This window comes from Erythrobacter sp. SDW2 (assembly GCF_021431965.1).
GTDB lineage: Bacteria > Pseudomonadota > Alphaproteobacteria > Sphingomonadales > Sphingomonadaceae > Parerythrobacter.
Genome location: NZ_CP090370.1, coordinates 810,518 through 823,800, shown reverse-complemented (window position 1 = coordinate 823,800; position 13,283 = coordinate 810,518). Strand labels below are relative to the sequence as shown.

17 protein-coding genes are annotated in these 13,283 nt (G+C 62.9%); 6 read left to right on the top strand and 11 right to left on the bottom strand.

Annotated features, from left to right (window positions below; translation table 11 throughout):
* Positions 1-96: 96 nt before the first annotated feature.
* Positions 97-339, top strand: coding sequence for a DUF2171 domain-containing protein (locus tag LY632_RS04015; RefSeq protein ID WP_234092521.1), 243 nt, complete (start codon positions 97-99; stop codon positions 337-339).
* 134 nt (positions 340-473) lie between these two features.
* On the opposite strand, the gene LY632_RS04010 is transcribed toward LY632_RS04015, so the two are convergent.
* From LY632_RS04010 to LY632_RS04000, 3 genes are read right to left on the bottom strand one after another with little or no spacing between them, the layout of a single operon-like run.
* Positions 474-770 carry a hypothetical protein gene (locus LY632_RS04010; protein WP_234092520.1) on the bottom strand — a complete coding sequence of 99 codons (297 nt, stop codon included), beginning with the start codon at positions 768-770 and terminating at the stop codon, positions 474-476.
* Between the two features lie 3 nt (positions 771-773).
* Positions 774-1,172: a membrane protease subunit gene (locus LY632_RS04005; protein ID WP_234092519.1), complete on the bottom strand. Its 399-nt coding sequence runs from the start codon at positions 1,170-1,172 to the stop codon at positions 774-776.
* A gap of 18 nt (positions 1,173-1,190) precedes the next feature.
* On the bottom strand, positions 1,191-3,230 hold the full coding sequence (locus LY632_RS04000; protein ID WP_234092518.1) for a ribonucleoside-diphosphate reductase subunit alpha: 2,040 nt from the start codon (positions 3,228-3,230) through the stop codon (positions 1,191-1,193).
* 535 nt (positions 3,231-3,765) lie between these two features.
* Between LY632_RS04000 and LY632_RS03995 the strand changes: the two genes are divergently transcribed.
* Positions 3,766-4,026, top strand: a complete 261-nt coding sequence (locus tag LY632_RS03995) for a hypothetical protein (RefSeq protein WP_234092517.1) — start codon at positions 3,766-3,768, stop codon at positions 4,024-4,026.
* Here LY632_RS03995 and LY632_RS03990 read toward each other — a convergent pair.
* The 3 genes from LY632_RS03990 to nadB form a co-directional block, all read right to left on the bottom strand.
* A complete protein-coding gene (locus tag LY632_RS03990) occupies positions 4,023-4,910 on the bottom strand; it encodes an alpha/beta fold hydrolase (RefSeq protein ID WP_234092516.1) in 888 nt (295 codons plus the stop codon). The two genes, LY632_RS03995 and LY632_RS03990, sit on opposite strands and share 4 nt — an antisense overlap.
* 248 nt (positions 4,911-5,158) lie before the next feature.
* Positions 5,159-5,857, bottom strand: a complete 699-nt coding sequence (locus LY632_RS03985; protein WP_234092515.1) for a restriction endonuclease — start codon at positions 5,855-5,857, stop codon at positions 5,159-5,161.
* 20 nt (positions 5,858-5,877) lie between these two features.
* Complete coding sequence (gene nadB, locus LY632_RS03980; RefSeq protein WP_234092514.1) at positions 5,878-7,479, bottom strand: L-aspartate oxidase; 1,602 nt, start codon at positions 7,477-7,479, stop codon at positions 5,878-5,880.
* 169 nt (positions 7,480-7,648) lie between these two features.
* Between nadB and LY632_RS03975 the strand changes: the two genes are divergently transcribed.
* Both LY632_RS03975 and LY632_RS03970 read left to right on the top strand, forming a co-directional pair.
* A complete protein-coding gene (locus tag LY632_RS03975) occupies positions 7,649-7,807 on the top strand; it encodes a hypothetical protein (protein WP_234092513.1) in 159 nt (52 codons plus the stop codon).
* Positions 7,808-7,893: 86 nt separating this feature from the next.
* The gene (locus LY632_RS03970) at positions 7,894-8,361 is read left to right on the top strand and encodes a hypothetical protein (RefSeq protein WP_234092512.1); all 468 of its coding nucleotides are present in this window, start codon (positions 7,894-7,896) and stop codon (positions 8,359-8,361) included.
* Between the two features lie 13 nt (positions 8,362-8,374).
* Here the strand turns inward: LY632_RS03970 and LY632_RS03965 are convergent, their stop codons facing one another.
* Positions 8,375-9,310: an ABC transporter ATP-binding protein gene (locus LY632_RS03965; RefSeq protein WP_234092511.1), complete on the bottom strand. Its 936-nt coding sequence runs from the start codon at positions 9,308-9,310 to the stop codon at positions 8,375-8,377.
* 80 nt (positions 9,311-9,390) lie between these two features.
* Between LY632_RS03965 and LY632_RS03960 the strand changes: the two genes are divergently transcribed.
* Positions 9,391-9,651 carry a zinc-finger domain-containing protein gene (locus LY632_RS03960; RefSeq protein WP_234092510.1) on the top strand — a complete coding sequence of 87 codons (261 nt, stop codon included), beginning with the start codon at positions 9,391-9,393 and terminating at the stop codon, positions 9,649-9,651.
* A 62-nt stretch (positions 9,652-9,713) separates the two neighbouring features.
* Entirely contained in the window at positions 9,714-10,121 is a 408-nt protein-coding gene (locus tag LY632_RS03955) for a hypothetical protein (protein WP_234092509.1), read from the top strand.
* On the opposite strand, the gene nth is transcribed toward LY632_RS03955, so the two are convergent.
* The 4 genes from nth to LY632_RS03935 form a co-directional block, all read right to left on the bottom strand.
* A complete protein-coding gene (gene nth / locus LY632_RS03950) occupies positions 10,094-10,822 on the bottom strand; it encodes an endonuclease III (RefSeq protein ID WP_234092508.1) in 729 nt (242 codons plus the stop codon). The two genes, LY632_RS03955 and nth, sit on opposite strands and share 28 nt — an antisense overlap.
* 73 nt (positions 10,823-10,895) lie before the next feature.
* On the bottom strand, positions 10,896-11,348 hold the full coding sequence (locus tag LY632_RS03945; protein ID WP_234092507.1) for a CHRD domain-containing protein: 453 nt from the start codon (positions 11,346-11,348) through the stop codon (positions 10,896-10,898).
* Between the two features lie 223 nt (positions 11,349-11,571).
* Positions 11,572-12,807 carry an MFS transporter gene (locus LY632_RS03940; RefSeq protein ID WP_234092506.1) on the bottom strand — a complete coding sequence of 412 codons (1,236 nt, stop codon included), beginning with the start codon at positions 12,805-12,807 and terminating at the stop codon, positions 11,572-11,574.
* A gap of 75 nt (positions 12,808-12,882) precedes the next feature.
* The gene (locus LY632_RS03935; RefSeq protein ID WP_234092505.1) at positions 12,883-13,278 is read right to left on the bottom strand and encodes a type II toxin-antitoxin system VapC family toxin; all 396 of its coding nucleotides are present in this window, start codon (positions 13,276-13,278) and stop codon (positions 12,883-12,885) included.
* Between the last annotated feature and the right edge of the window lie 5 nt (positions 13,279-13,283).

Below are 13,283 nucleotides of genomic sequence, written 5' to 3'. Positions count from 1 at the left end.
TCCCCGAGCCGTTGCTGAGCCCCGACGAGTTGCGGAACGTATGCCGTTTCCGCCCGTTGGTTCAATGTAAGCAATTGAAAGAGAAAGGAGTCTCTCATGTTCGAGAAGATTCGTATCAAGGAACACATGGAAGTCGTCAACGCTGCCGGACAGCATGTCGGGACGGTCGACGAAGTCGAGGGCGACAAGATCAAGCTGACCAAATCGGACAGCGCCGACGATATGCACCACTTCCTGCGCGTGGACGATGTCGAGAAGATCGACGAAAACCGCGCTTGGCTGAAACAGGATACCCGCATCCCTGCGGGCCTGGGCAACAAGGCCAGCATGGGCGCCTGAGCGCAGCAACTGGCTATCGCGCCCATGATGCCCCTGTCCCCATAGCGGGACGGGCGGCACCCCCCGGTCCCTGCTTCCCTGTCCTCAACGGGTGGCGCGGGGCCGGGGTTTCCTATGCACGCCGTCCTCGGGGATCAGTCCTTCCTGCGCTTCTTCGAACCGAAGAAGCTGCCTCCGCCGAGCACGGTGATGCCGAGGAAGAAGCCGAAATCGTACCACCCGCCGCGATTGGGCACGGCGTAGACCGCGATATCGGGGCTGAACAGCGAGCCGATGAACGACCACGGGAAAATGAACCCGTGCCACAGCCCCCACCAGAAGCCGGGGCTGCCCGCTTCCCTGGCGACCCCGGCGTCGCTTTGCGAGGCGCAGGCGGCGAGGAGGAGAGTGGCGGCGATGACTACAACACCCTTGGCGGCCGCTCGCTCCATCGCCTACTGCCCCACTCGCCTTGACTCCGTCACTGGCAAGCCCGCCTCCGTCGGGACATAGATGAGGCTGGCTTCAGTATCCTCCAGAGCCTGTATCTGGAGGTAACGGAGATAGCCGTCCGGGCCACCGAGAGAATCTTGGAGGATTCGGTTGGCCTTGGCCGCGCCCTCGGCCCGGATCACTTCCGCTTCGGCCAGCGCGATCGCGCTTTCCTTTTTCGCTTCGGCCTCGAGAATGGCGACCTTGCGCGACGACTGGGCTTCAGCGAGCGCCGCCTCCCCGGCGAGGCGTTCGGAATAGACCCGGTATTGTGGCCACGCCAGTAACAGAACGGGGATTATCAGCACTGCGACTATAGCACCGACAATAAGGCAACCTGGGTTGCGAACGGCGTTGTTCATGGTGCGACCCTCAACCCTTTACTGGCAGCTCAGGCACTCCTCGTAATCGGTCTGCTCGCCCGCATTGAGTTCGATCTTGGGCGCGTCAGCCGTGTTGTCCGCCTCCACCCCGCCGGCGAAACCGGCGCGTTGCACCGATTTCGAGCGGAGGTAATAGAGCGATTTGATGCCCTTCTCCCACGCTTGGAAGTGCAGCATGGCGAGGTCCCACTTGTCGACATCGGCCGGGATGAACAGGTTCAGCGACTGGGCCTGGTCGATATAGGGCGAACGGTCGGCGGCGAATTCGAGCAGATAGCGCTGGTCGATTTCGAAGCTGGTCTTGAACACCGCCTTCTCGTCCGGGGTGAGGAAATCGAGATGCGCGACCGAGCCGCCCTTCTCGAGGATCGAGTTCCACACCGCGACCGAATCTTTGCTCTTCTTGCGCAGCAGCTTTTCCAGGTACGGGTTCTTGACGATGAAGCTGCCCGACAGCGTCTTGTGGGTATAGATATTGGCCGGGATCGGCTCGATGCAGGCGCTGGTGCCGCCGCAGATGATGCTGATCGAGGCGGTCGGCGCGATCGCCATCTTGCAGCTGAAGCGTTCCATCGCGCCCATGTCGGCGGCGTCGGGGCACGGCCCGCGTTCCTCGGCCAGCACCATCGATGCTTCGTTGGCCTTGGCGCTGATGTGCTGGAACATCTTGAGGTTCCACGCCTTGGCCATCGGCCCTTCGAGCGGCAGCCCCTTCGACTGGAGGAAGGAGTGGAAGCCCATCACCCCCATGCCGACCGAACGTTCGCGCATGGCGGAGTATTTTGCGCGGGCCATCTCTTCCGGAGCGCGGTCGATATAGTCCTGCAGCACGTTGTCGAGGAAGCGCATGACGTCCTCGACGAAGGCACGCTCGCCGTTCCACTCGTCCCACTTCTCGAGGTTCAATGAGCTGAGGCAGCACACGGCGGTGCGATCGTTGCCCAAATGGTCGACCCCCGTGGGCAGGGTGATTTCCGAGCACAGGTTGGAAGTCGAGACCTTGAGGCCGAGATCGCGGTGATGCTTGGGCATCATCCGGTTCACCGTGTCGGAGAAGACGATATAGGGCTCGCCCGTGGCGAGGCGGGTCTCGACCAGCTTCTGGAACAGCGCGCGGGCATCGACCTTGCCGCGCACTTCGCCGGTCTTGGGCGAGATCAGGTTGAATTCGCTGCCGCTCCGCACAGCTTCCATGAACTCGTCGGTGATAAGCACGCCGTGGTGCAGGTTCAATGCCTTGCGGTTGAAGTCGCCCGAAGGTTTGCGGATCTCGAGGAATTCCTCGATCTCCGGATGGTGGATGTCGATGTAGCAAGCGGCCGAACCGCGCCGCAGGCTGCCCTGCGAAATCGCCAGCGTGAGCGAATCCATCACCCGGACGAAGGGGATGATGCCGCTGGTCTTGCCGTTGAGGCCGACCGGCTCGCCAATGCCGCGGACATTGCCCCAATAGGTGCCGATGCCGCCGCCCTTGGAAGCCAGCCAGACATTCTCGTTCCAGGTGCCGACGATGCCGTCGAGGCTGTCCGAGACCGAGTTGAGGTAGCACGAGATCGGCAGGCCGCGGTTGGTGCCGCCGTTGGAGAGCACCGGGGTGGCCGGCATGAACCACAGCTGCGAGATGTAGTCGTAGAGCCGCTGGGCATGATCCTGGTCGTCGGCATAGGCGTCGGCGACGCGGGCGAACAGGTCCTGGAAATTCTCACCCGGCAGCAGGTAGCGGTCGATCAGCGTTTCCTTGCCGAATTCGGTCAGCAGCGCGTCACGCGATTCGTCGGTCTGAATCGTGAAGCGGCGATCGTTGATCTTCTTGCTGTCTTCCCCCTTGGACTTGGAATCCTGTGCTGCGACAGCCTTGGCGACTTCCGCCATGGCGCCTGCGGCGGCATCCGCCACCAGTTCGTCGCTACCCGTATCCTGCGTTTCCATTTTCACTGCCTTCTTGGCGGGGCTTGCGGTGGGGGATTCCGTCGCTTCTTCCGTGCCGCTCAACAAATCCGCGTCCATCACCCGGTCGTCCCCTGCCTTGAAATCCATCTTTCCTTGCCCCGCTCTCATCTAACGAGCGACTCGCGAGTCGCCCTTTGTTCCATATTCGTTCTGCCCCGTCGAGCGCCAATCCGAGAGCGATTCCCGAAGAGCCCGTCGCTATGACAGAAAGCCAGAAGTGGTGCTTTTGCCGTCCCCTGACTGTCCCCCGATTCACCCACAGGAAAGCCCCTCCGCCCCCTTGCCGGACCGACTCCTTTCCCAAGTGCGGGAATCCGCACTGGCGGGCCAATTGGACTAGGTTTTGGGGCTCGCGCTGTCGGCGAACCACTAGATACTGAATCAGGCGCGACTCCGGCGCAAGTGGGTAAATGAAGAATTAATGGCACCTGCGCGGTCCACCGGCAGGTGTATTGCCCTTCTCATACGCAGCGACGCGCGGGAAAAGCTTGAGTCGCGCAGCGCGCAAGCCCCAAAATCAATCTGTGAAGAAAAATGTGGTGATTGAATCTTTCGACTCAAGCGGTGTTTTTTCGCTAGCCTGACGCGCAATTTCGGAATCAGATCGGGTGGGGAAATGAAAATGCCGGATCGTCTGCTAAACCCGCTGGTGCGCTTCGCGCTGCATTACGAACGCACTCTCGGCTGGCTGGCGCTAGCGTGGTTCGCGTTGAGCTGCGCGGCGGCGGCGCAGTTCATTGCCCTGCCCGATATCCCCTTTATCACCGATCGCAACGCATGGATGATCTCGGGGCCGGTCAACGGCCTCTGGTGGGCGTGGCTGCGCACTGAACTGCAACGCCGCAAAGCGACGCTGCAGCAAGCCAACGAGTCCGATTCCTAGCCAGCTCCGTTGGCATGTGCGGCGATCTCCGCCGCCAGCTCGTCCACCAGATCGACCGGCAGGTCGTGCCCCCAGCCGGGAATGGTCTTGATCCTGGCGCCGGGAATCGCCGCCGCCGTGGCGTGACCGTGGGCGACAGGGATCAGGGGATCGTCTTCGCCATGCAGCACCAGCGTGGGGGCAGTGATGTCCTTCAGCATATTGGTCCGGTCACCGTCGGCAATGATCGCCGCCATCTGGCGCAATGGGCCTTCGGGATAGACGCTGCGGCGCACAGCGGCGCGCACATTGGCCTCCAGCCGCTCTTCCGAAGAGGGATAGCCGGGGCTGCCGATAGTGCGCGAGACCTTCTTGCCGTGGGCGACCAGCACTTCCTCGTCGAGCGAGGCGGGGCGCTTGACCAGCACTTCCATCGCTTCCTTCTTGGCCGCCGGCAGCTTGGGATGGCCGGTGGTCGAGAAGATCGAGGTCAGCGTCTTCGTCTTGTGCGGATGGCGCGCGGCGACATGCTGCGCGATCATCCCGCCCATGCTGCCGCCCACGATATGCGCGCGCTCGATGCCGAGTGCCTCGAGCAGCCCGGCGCTGTCATCAGCCATGTCATGCAGGCCATAGGGCGCCTTGGGCTTGAAGCCGAATTTGCGCATCAGTGCCATGCGCACCATGCCGGGGGCCTTGACCCCGTCGAACTTGTGGCTGAGCCCGATATCGCGGTTGTCGTGCCGGATGACGCGGAAACCGTGCCCGACCAGCGCATCGACCAGTTCCTGCGGCCACAGCGTCATCTGCGCGCCGAAGCCCATGATCAGCAGGATCGGATCGGCGTCCCTGGGCCCGTGGTCGTCATAATGGATGGTGATACCGTTGGCGATAATATCGGGCACGTGCGCGCTCTCCCCTGCTGCGTTTGCGTCAGCTGCATGGCGCAGTTGCGGGCGGCGGGCAAGATGGCGGCCCGTTCTAGGGAGAAGGGGGCGGGAGCGGCGCGGGACCATTGGGGGTCTGTGCTGGGGGCTGAAGCGCCGCTCCCGTTGAGGGGGGGGATGGCAGCTGATGCTATTGAAGGCAACAAACTGTCTATGAGTGCGGTAAACTCTCCGACAAACCTAACAGACTAGCCGATCAACGCATTTTAGATCGCTTCGATACGAGCTCTCTGAGCCAAACGCACGATGTCATCTGTGTCGTAGAGCTTTACCGATCGAATTGATGCAGCCTCGACGGCTGGTGCTGTGAACCCATTGACCGCAAAGACCAAAGGTCGAGCTTGAGAGTTCACACATGCACCAGCAATCTCGCGTATTGCAGCCACCGAAACCTTCGTCGAATGCCCCTTGCATTGTGCCCAGTACACGCACCCAGACAGTTGAATGATCAAGTCGACACCACCATCACCTGTGACCCTTGTCATTCGACAATCTACACCTCTTGAGGAAAGCATCCTGGCCAATGCTCGTTCAAAATCGATGCCACGCAGCCCCTTCCAAAAACCGGCGCCCGTTTCTTTGGAATTATACTCCCAGACGTTCGTATCATCTAAGAACTTTCGAGCGCCTTCAAGGCTTTGAGGCTGAAACAGCCGAAGAAGTGCGATTGCTCCTATTTGCCCCCCAAATCCTACTAGAATTATAGTAGGTGTTCCTAAAAACAGAAATCCCATAATAAATTCGAATAAAGTGAGCTCAATGATCGAACCTATGCAATTCACCGTAATGCCGATAAAAATAAAAAGAGAAATATACATCCCTATTTTAAATGATCTATCATCCCATGCCTTTATGATTTGAGACGCGTTTCGTGCACTAAACTCTTCTGGGAGGCCATACGTCACTGGGTCTGGCCTCTTGAGAGTCATGGCACTAGCACCGTATCCCGCGCCACCGCGTCCGTCTCCGGATAATCCAGCGTATAGTGCAGCCCGCGGCTTTCGTGCCGTTTGAGTGCGCTCTGGACGATCAGATCGGCGCTCTGATGCAAATTGCGCAGTTCGATGAGGTCGGAGGTGACGCGGAAACTGCCGTAATAATCCTCGATCTCCTGCCCCAGCATGCGGATGCGGTGGGCGGCGCGTTCGAGGCGTTTGGTGGTGCGGACGATACCGACATAGTTCCACATGAAGCGGCGGATTTCGGTCCAGTTCTGCTTGATGACGACTTCCTCGTCGGAATCGGTCACCCGGCTGGCGTCCCATTCGCGGATCGGCGGCGGCGGGGCGAGATCGCCCCAGCGGGCGAGGATATCCTTCGCCGCCGCCTCGCCGAAGACGAAGCATTCGAGCAGGCTGTTGGAAGCGAGGCGGTTGGCCCCGTGGAGCCCGCTCTCGGTGCATTCCCCCGCCGCCCATAGCCCGGGCAGGTCGGTCCGCGCATCGAGCCCCACCAGCACCCCGCCGCAGGTATAGTGCTGCGCCGGGACGACCGGGATCGGTTCCTTGGTCATGTCGATGCCGAGGCCCATCAGCTTCTCGTAAATGGTCGGGAAATGCCCCCTCACGAAATCGGCCGGCTGGTGGCTGATGTCGAGATGGACATAGTCGAGGCCGTAACGCTTGATCTGGTCGTCATTGGCGCGGGCGACGATGTCGCGGGGCGCGAGTTCCAGTCGCTCCGGGTCATAGCGTTCCATGTAACGCTCGCCCGTCACCGGGTTGAACAGCCGCCCGCCCTCGCCCCGCACCGCCTCGGTGATGAGGAAGTTCTTGACCTCGAGATTGTAGAGGCAGGTCGGGTGGAACTGCATCATCTCCATGTTGGAGACCCGTGCCCCGGCGCGCCAGGCCATGGCGATCCCGTCCCCCGTCGCGCCGCGCGGGGCGGTGCTGAACTGGTAGACCCGCCCCGCCCCGCCACTGGCGAGAATGGTGGCGCGGGCAACATGCGCCTCAACCTTGCCGCTCGCCTCGTCCAGCGCATAGGCACCCCAGACGTGGCCATCGCCCGAGTATCGCTCGCCACTGCGGCTGGTGATCAGGTCGATGCAGGTGCGCCCCGGCAGCAGCGTGATATTGGGATGATCCTCGGCCGCCTTGACCAGCGCCGCCTGCACCGCCCAGCCGGTCGCGTCGTCGACATGGACGATCCGGCGATGGCTGTGGCCGCCTTCGCGGGTGAGGTGGAGGTCGCCCGCATCCTCGCCGAACTTCTCGCGATTGAAGGGCACGCCCAGCTCGATCAACCGCTCGATCGACCGCGGCGCGTTCTCGACCACGAATTCGACTGTCTCCAGCCGGTTGAGCCCGGCCCCGGCCACCATGGTGTCGCGGATGTGGTTCTCGAAAGTGTCGCCTTCGTCGAGCACGGCGGCAATTCCGCCTTGCGCCCACGCGGTCGAGCCGCCGGTCAGCGAGCCCTTGGCCAGCACCAGCACGCGCTTCGATTCCGCCAGCGCCAACGCGGCGGTGAGCCCGGCGGCACCGGAACCGATGATGAGGACGTCGTGGGAAGCCTGTGTCATGGACGTGTCATGCCGCCGCCAACGATTGGCGGCAAGCAGAGAACGCCTTGTCGCCGGGACACTTCCCGTTCACCGCGGTTGCGATAGCGGCACTCGCGACAGGGCCAAACACCGGGGGCATGATACCGGGAGGTCGCAACCGATGGTAATCGGTCGAATTCGCTGTGCCTTGGGCCGACACAATGTCGACAAGCGCACCGTCCAATTGATGTACGGCCGCTCCATCGGGCGCTGCCGTAGTTGCAGGCAGGTGCTGGAGGAGGAATCCCCCGGCCACTGGATCGTGACCCCGCTGCACGATGCGGGGCTGGGGCACAGGCCGCGCTAGGTTCGGGTGCAGCCGGAGCCACATCATCCCGGAGCCGACCATATTTTTCGCTTGAATGCAGCGAGCGCAACGTGTGCAAGAGTGCAATGGACTCCGAACGTCGCAAGCTGATCGAACAAAAGCGCCAGTTCAATCGCGCACGTCTCGCCGTAAAGGAGTTGCGCGACCGTGCCGAACCGGCGTTTTCGACCTTGCTGGAGGCCGGAGAAGACTTCAATCTGCGAAGTCTGGCCGATGCCAAGCGCTGGGGCCCGAGCTGGCTTACCCGAGCCAGCTATGTGCAATGGCGCGAGATCGACGACGTACAATGGGCCTATGGCTTCGACGACGACAGGCAGAAGCTTGCGAAGGTTGCAGAGATACTCTGCGGCATCGTGGGGCCGGAGGACCGTATTCTCGTTTGCGAGCAGTTCCAATTGGATCTGACGCGGGCCGCCTTCGAACGGCATATCGACGCCATTTTCGAGGCAGCCTGGCGCCCCTACATAACCGCCGAGAAAGCCGAGTGGCTGATCGAGGTGAAGGGCGGTGAAATCTGGTGGAAGGTCGGCTGAGCGCCAGATCCGATCAACCGGCGCCCGTCAACTGCACGAACACGTCCTCGAGGTCCGCCTCGCGAGTGGTCACATCCTCGATGCCGTAACCATGCTGCTGCACGATGGCGAGTACCTGCCCGGCGCTCATGGCGTCGCGGTTGTAGGTGATTTCGAGCGTGCGCGGCTCCAGCACTTCCGCCCTGGCGAAACCAGGCTCCATGATCGGGCCGCCAAGGTCCTTGTCGACACTGACACGGACGATCTTCTCGCGCGCCATGCCGACGAGGTCCCTGGTCGGTTTGTTGGCGATCAGCTCGCCGTGATTGATGATGGCGATGCGGTCACACAGCTGCTCCGCTTCTTCCAGATAGTGCGTGGTGAGGACGATGGTGACACCCTGCTTGTTGAGTTCGGTCACCAGTTCCCACAGCTGGCGGCGCAGCTCGACATCGACTCCGGCGGTCGGTTCGTCGAGCACCAGGATCGGCGGCGAATGGACCATCGCCTTGGCGATCAGCAGGCGGCGCTTCATCCCGCCAGAGAGCGTGCGGGCATAGGCATTGCGCTTGTCGGCGAGGTGCACTGCCTCCAGCAGGGCTTCGCTGCGCCGCTCGGCCCTGGGCACGCCGTAGAAACCGGCCTGGTTTTCCAGCACCTCATAGGGCGTGAAGAAGGGATCGAAGACGATTTCCTGCGGGACGATGCCGATCGAACGCTTGGCATTGCGCGGGTTGGCGTCGATGTCGAAGCCCCAGATCTCGGCCTCACCGCCGCTCTTGGTCACGAGCCCGGCGAGGATATTGATCAGCGTCGACTTGCCTGCCCCGTTGGGGCCGAGCAGGCCGAAGACCTCTCCCTGCGGCACCTCTAAACTGATACCTTTGAGAGCGTGCTTGCCAGGCTCACCCTTCACCCCGGCATAGGTCTTCTGCAGGTCGCGGATGGAAATGGCGGGAAGCTTTGTCATGCACCTGCCTCTAGGCCGAAGCCGCGCGAGCTGCAAAGACCGGATTGCTTCGCGCAGGCCAAGCCACTATTCGCAGCCGCATGAGCATAGCCCCGCCCGAAGTCGTCAAGGTCACCACCCGCCGCGTCAGTTGCGACGGCGCCAGCGATATCCGCGGGGGCGTCAATTACCGCCCGGCCGCGCTCGGCCATCCGCGCATCTATCTCGAGATCGACGAGCATGGCTATGTCGACTGCGGCTATTGCGACCGCCGCTTCGTGCTCGAAGGCGGCCCGGCCGACGCTGCCGACCAGGCGAGCTTGCCCGACATTTCGGAGGGCGCCGATCCCGGCCACCGCTGACGTAAAAAGTCAGCCCCAGTTCAGCCAATTGTGGTATGAGTCGCGCTTCTAGGAGAAGCGTGATGACCAAGACCTTTCTTTCCGCTGTGGCCCTTGCCGCCTTCGCCATGATCGGCGGCGCACCCGTGCATGCCGACGAGATGTCCAAGGGCGAGGCCAAGCTGGCCAAGCTGATCGAAGGCCGCGTGGCCGGCGAGCCCAAGAGCTGCATCCGCGATTATCCGGTGCGCAGCTTCCAGGTGATCGACAAGACCGCGATCGTCTACAAGGTCGGCCGCACCGTATGGGTCAATTATACCCGCGATCCGGAATCGCTCGATGATCGGGACGCGCTGGTCTTCCGCAAGTTCGGCTCGAGCGTGTGCAAGAGCGACATTGTCACCACGATCGACCCGGTCGGCGGCTTTTACACCGGCAACGTCTTCCTGTCCGACTTCATTCCCTACAATCTGCCTGACAAGGGCGCCTGATTTGCCCTTCGCCCGGTCGCGCAACCACTGCGCGCCGGGCATTCGGTGCAATCGGGCGCGCGCGGGCGGCACAGGCTCTGCCCCAGTTTCTTGAGCAGCAAGTGGTGTTCGTCCATATCTGCCGCAGTCCACTCGGTCGGGACCAGCGGCATCAGTGTGTCGTAGGCCCGGGTGGTGTCGGCGCGCTCCGGCACGATGCCCATGCGCTGCATGATGCGGCGGTGATGGCCGTCGATCACCATCGCCTTTCGCCCCAAGGTTGAGGCATTCATCACCCCGGCGCTATTCTTGCGCGCGACGCCGGGCAGGCGTTCGAGCCAAGCCATCGCCGCGTCGGTCTCCAGGTCGGAGAGGTGTGACAAATCCACCGCGCCGCGCTCGGCCATGATCGCGCCGAGGCAATCCTTGAGCCTTTGCGCCGCGACCGAGGGAAAGGTCTGGCGCTGTAGCGGGGCCTCGAGTTCCCCAACCGGCGCTGACGCAACCGCTTCCCAGCAGCCATAGTCCGCCAGCAGCCCGTCGGTCGAAGCGTTCGAAGCCGCCGTCTTGGTCTGTGCGCCGATCACGCCATGAACCAGCACCCATTCAGGGCTGCGGCGCTTGTCGGGCGGGCGCACGATGCGCCCGAGCCTGCCAATCAGCGCAGTGTGCAAACGGCGCAGCACATCGGTGCGCGGATCGGGGCCGAGATCGAGTTGCATGGGGAACAGTTGTCGCGCGACATGTGCCGCGCGACAAGACGTTTCCGGCATTTCGATGCGATCGCTGGCGGACCTAGTTGCGGCTCAATTGACCGCGGATCGCGCCGTTGGGATACTCGGCTGTGTGGACGTTGACATAGAAGGCTTCGGGGTTGCCCTCGATCCGGTCCTCCTGCCATTCGCTCCCGTCGGTGCAACCCTTATAGCCGCCTTCATTGGCACGGCGCAGGGTGAAGACTGGGGGCCCGTTGGTCCCGGCTGCGCCGAGATGGATATGAGCCGCGGTGATCGGGCCGATGCCGCGAACATCGTTGAGGTCCCAGCATATCTGGCCAAATTCGTCGGTGATGGAGATTTCCGCCCTGCCGTATCCGTCGCTGTCGCCGCCGCCGACTTCGTTCGCGCCCGTCAGCGTGGCATAGTATGTTTCCGAGCTTTCTTCGGCGAGTGTTTCCTCCAAGGTCGCGCAGCCTGCCAGGGCCAGCGTGGCAGTGGCGGAAGCGATCAATACAATTGCGGTTTTCATTGTTCTCTCCGGGGACATTGCTGTGCTCCCGTCCGTGCCTGTTCAACGCCTCGGGAGGCCAGAGCGTTCCCCGGTGAATGTGCTAGGCGAGCCGAAGCGGGTCCCGGCCTGTCTGGCCCACGGCACCACGTCCATGCAGGTCGAACTGTCGCGCTGCTGATGCGGACACGCGAAAGGATCAAACGGATCGGCCAGGAAGTGCGCGCCGCCGCCTGGCTTTGCCTCAGGTCTCGATCTGCCGGATCGGAGGTATTACCAGCCACCACCACAGCGCACCGGCAGCCGAAATCCCTGCCGCCAGCGCGAAGGCCAGCCCATAGGAGCCGAGCTGGTCGACGATAATCCCCGTCGCGATCGGGCCAACGATGCCCGAAGCATTGCCGATGGCGTTCTGGATGCCGACCCAGCCGCCTGCGGCGCGCGGCCCGGCAAAGATCTGCGCCACGGCAAACAGGTTGACCGAGACCAGCCCGGCCCCGATCCCGGCGATCACCAGCCATGCGCCCAATTGCCAGGTCCCTTCGGCAAACCACAGCCCGGCAATCGCGCCACCGGCCAGCGCCTGGCCCAACGCCATCAGCCAGCGCCGCACGCGCGCCTCGTCCGCGCCGCGCGTTACCGCCATGTCGGACAGCCGCCCGGCCACCAGCGCCGAGACACCCTGGGTGGTGAAGTTGAGCGTCGTCAGCAGCGTCATCTCGGCAATCGAATAGCCCAGCGTCTTGGTCAGGTAGAGTGGCAGCCAGGCGAGCAGGAAGTAGAAGCCGTAGTTCGACATGAAATGGGCCACGCCCATCAGCCACAGCGTAGGAATGGCGAACAGCCGCTTCATCGGCACCGGATCGACCACCGGGGTCGTCACGCTGTCACTGCGCAAGGGCTTCGAGGCGAAGTGCCAGGGCACCAGCCACAGCAGGGTGACGAGGCCGAATATCCAGAAAATCGGCCGCCAACCCATGGTCTCCAGGATCACCCCGCCGGTCAGCACGCCCACCGCCGGCCCGAACGCCAGCGCCGCGCCGACCAGTGCGTTGGCGCTGCCGCGATGATGCGCCGGCACCTCGGCGGCGAAGATCTTGGAACTGCCGGGAAAGGCGATGCTCTCGCCCAGCCCCAGCAGCAGCCGCAGCACGATCAGCAGCACCAGCCCGTTGACGAAGCCGGTCAGCAGCGTCGCCAGCGCCCACAGCGCGATCCCGGCGGCAAACATGCGGTAGACGCAGAACCGGTCGCACAGCCAGCCGACGAACAGGCACAACGGCGCGTAGACCCAGAAGAAGGCGGAGACCGCGGTGCCGAACTCGGTCGCGGTGAAATCGAGCTCTTCGATCATCAGCGGCGCCGCGACCCCGATAGCGCCTCGGTCGACGTAATTGAGCAGCACCGACAGCGCGAGCAGGATCACCACCCAGAACAGCCGCGTGCCCGAAACGCGTGATTTTTCAGCCGAAGTCGCCACAGTGCACCTCCCCATTCCGACCCTGCATCACGCTAGCAGGCTGCGGGCAGCGCGACACGCGATTTTCGTTGCGGCTTAGGCGGCGGCGATCACATCCGTCGCGACGAAATCCGCGCCCTTGAACAGCAGGGGGATATTGCGGCTCTTGGCCAGCGCATAGGCGAACAGATCGCCATAGTTGAGCTGCGCCGGATGGCCGGTGCCCTTGCCGAACCGGGTGAAGGCCGTGTGAGCGATATCGGCCTGTTCGCGGTCGACAGGAATGATGGCGATACCGAACAGCCCAAGTGACACATCAACTTCGGCAGCCAGCGGCGCACCAAATCTGCGATAAGCCACCAACCTTAGCTCGACCAAGGTCCCTGCGCTGATGACGACGCCGTCTGCCCGCTCCAACAGCGATATTATGTGATCCTGTTCGGGTTCACCCAGCAGGACAGCCATGAGGGCCGACGTATCGACCGCGATCATTTCGG

Excerpts from the sequence above, each read along its gene's own strand:
- LY632_RS04015 (WP_234092521.1), top strand. The coding sequence starts at position 97 with ATGTTCGAGAAGATTCGTATCAAGGAACACATGGAAGTCGTCAACGCT.
- LY632_RS03955 (WP_234092509.1), top strand. The coding sequence starts at position 9,714 with ATGACCAAGACCTTTCTTTCCGCTGTGGCCCTTGCCGCCTTCGCCATG.
- LY632_RS03965 (WP_234092511.1), bottom strand. The coding sequence starts at position 9,310 with ATGACAAAGCTTCCCGCCATTTCCATCCGCGACCTGCAGAAGACCTAT.
- nth (WP_234092508.1), bottom strand. The coding sequence starts at position 10,822 with ATGCAACTCGATCTCGGCCCCGATCCGCGCACCGATGTGCTGCGCCGT.
- LY632_RS04005 (WP_234092519.1), bottom strand. The coding sequence starts at position 1,172 with ATGAACAACGCCGTTCGCAACCCAGGTTGCCTTATTGTCGGTGCTATA.
- LY632_RS03970 (WP_234092512.1), top strand. The coding sequence starts at position 7,894 with ATGGACTCCGAACGTCGCAAGCTGATCGAACAAAAGCGCCAGTTCAAT.
- LY632_RS03960 (WP_234092510.1), top strand. The coding sequence starts at position 9,391 with ATGAGCATAGCCCCGCCCGAAGTCGTCAAGGTCACCACCCGCCGCGTC.
- LY632_RS03945 (WP_234092507.1), bottom strand. The coding sequence starts at position 11,348 with ATGAAAACCGCAATTGTATTGATCGCTTCCGCCACTGCCACGCTGGCC.
- LY632_RS03995 (WP_234092517.1), top strand. The coding sequence starts at position 3,766 with ATGCCGGATCGTCTGCTAAACCCGCTGGTGCGCTTCGCGCTGCATTAC.
- nadB (WP_234092514.1), bottom strand. The coding sequence starts at position 7,479 with ATGACACAGGCTTCCCACGACGTCCTCATCATCGGTTCCGGTGCCGCC.
- LY632_RS04010 (WP_234092520.1), bottom strand. The coding sequence starts at position 770 with ATGGAGCGAGCGGCCGCCAAGGGTGTTGTAGTCATCGCCGCCACTCTC.
- LY632_RS04000 (WP_234092518.1), bottom strand. The coding sequence starts at position 3,230 with ATGGATTTCAAGGCAGGGGACGACCGGGTGATGGACGCGGATTTGTTG.
- LY632_RS03935 (WP_234092505.1), bottom strand. The coding sequence starts at position 13,278 with ATGATCGCGGTCGATACGTCGGCCCTCATGGCTGTCCTGCTGGGTGAA.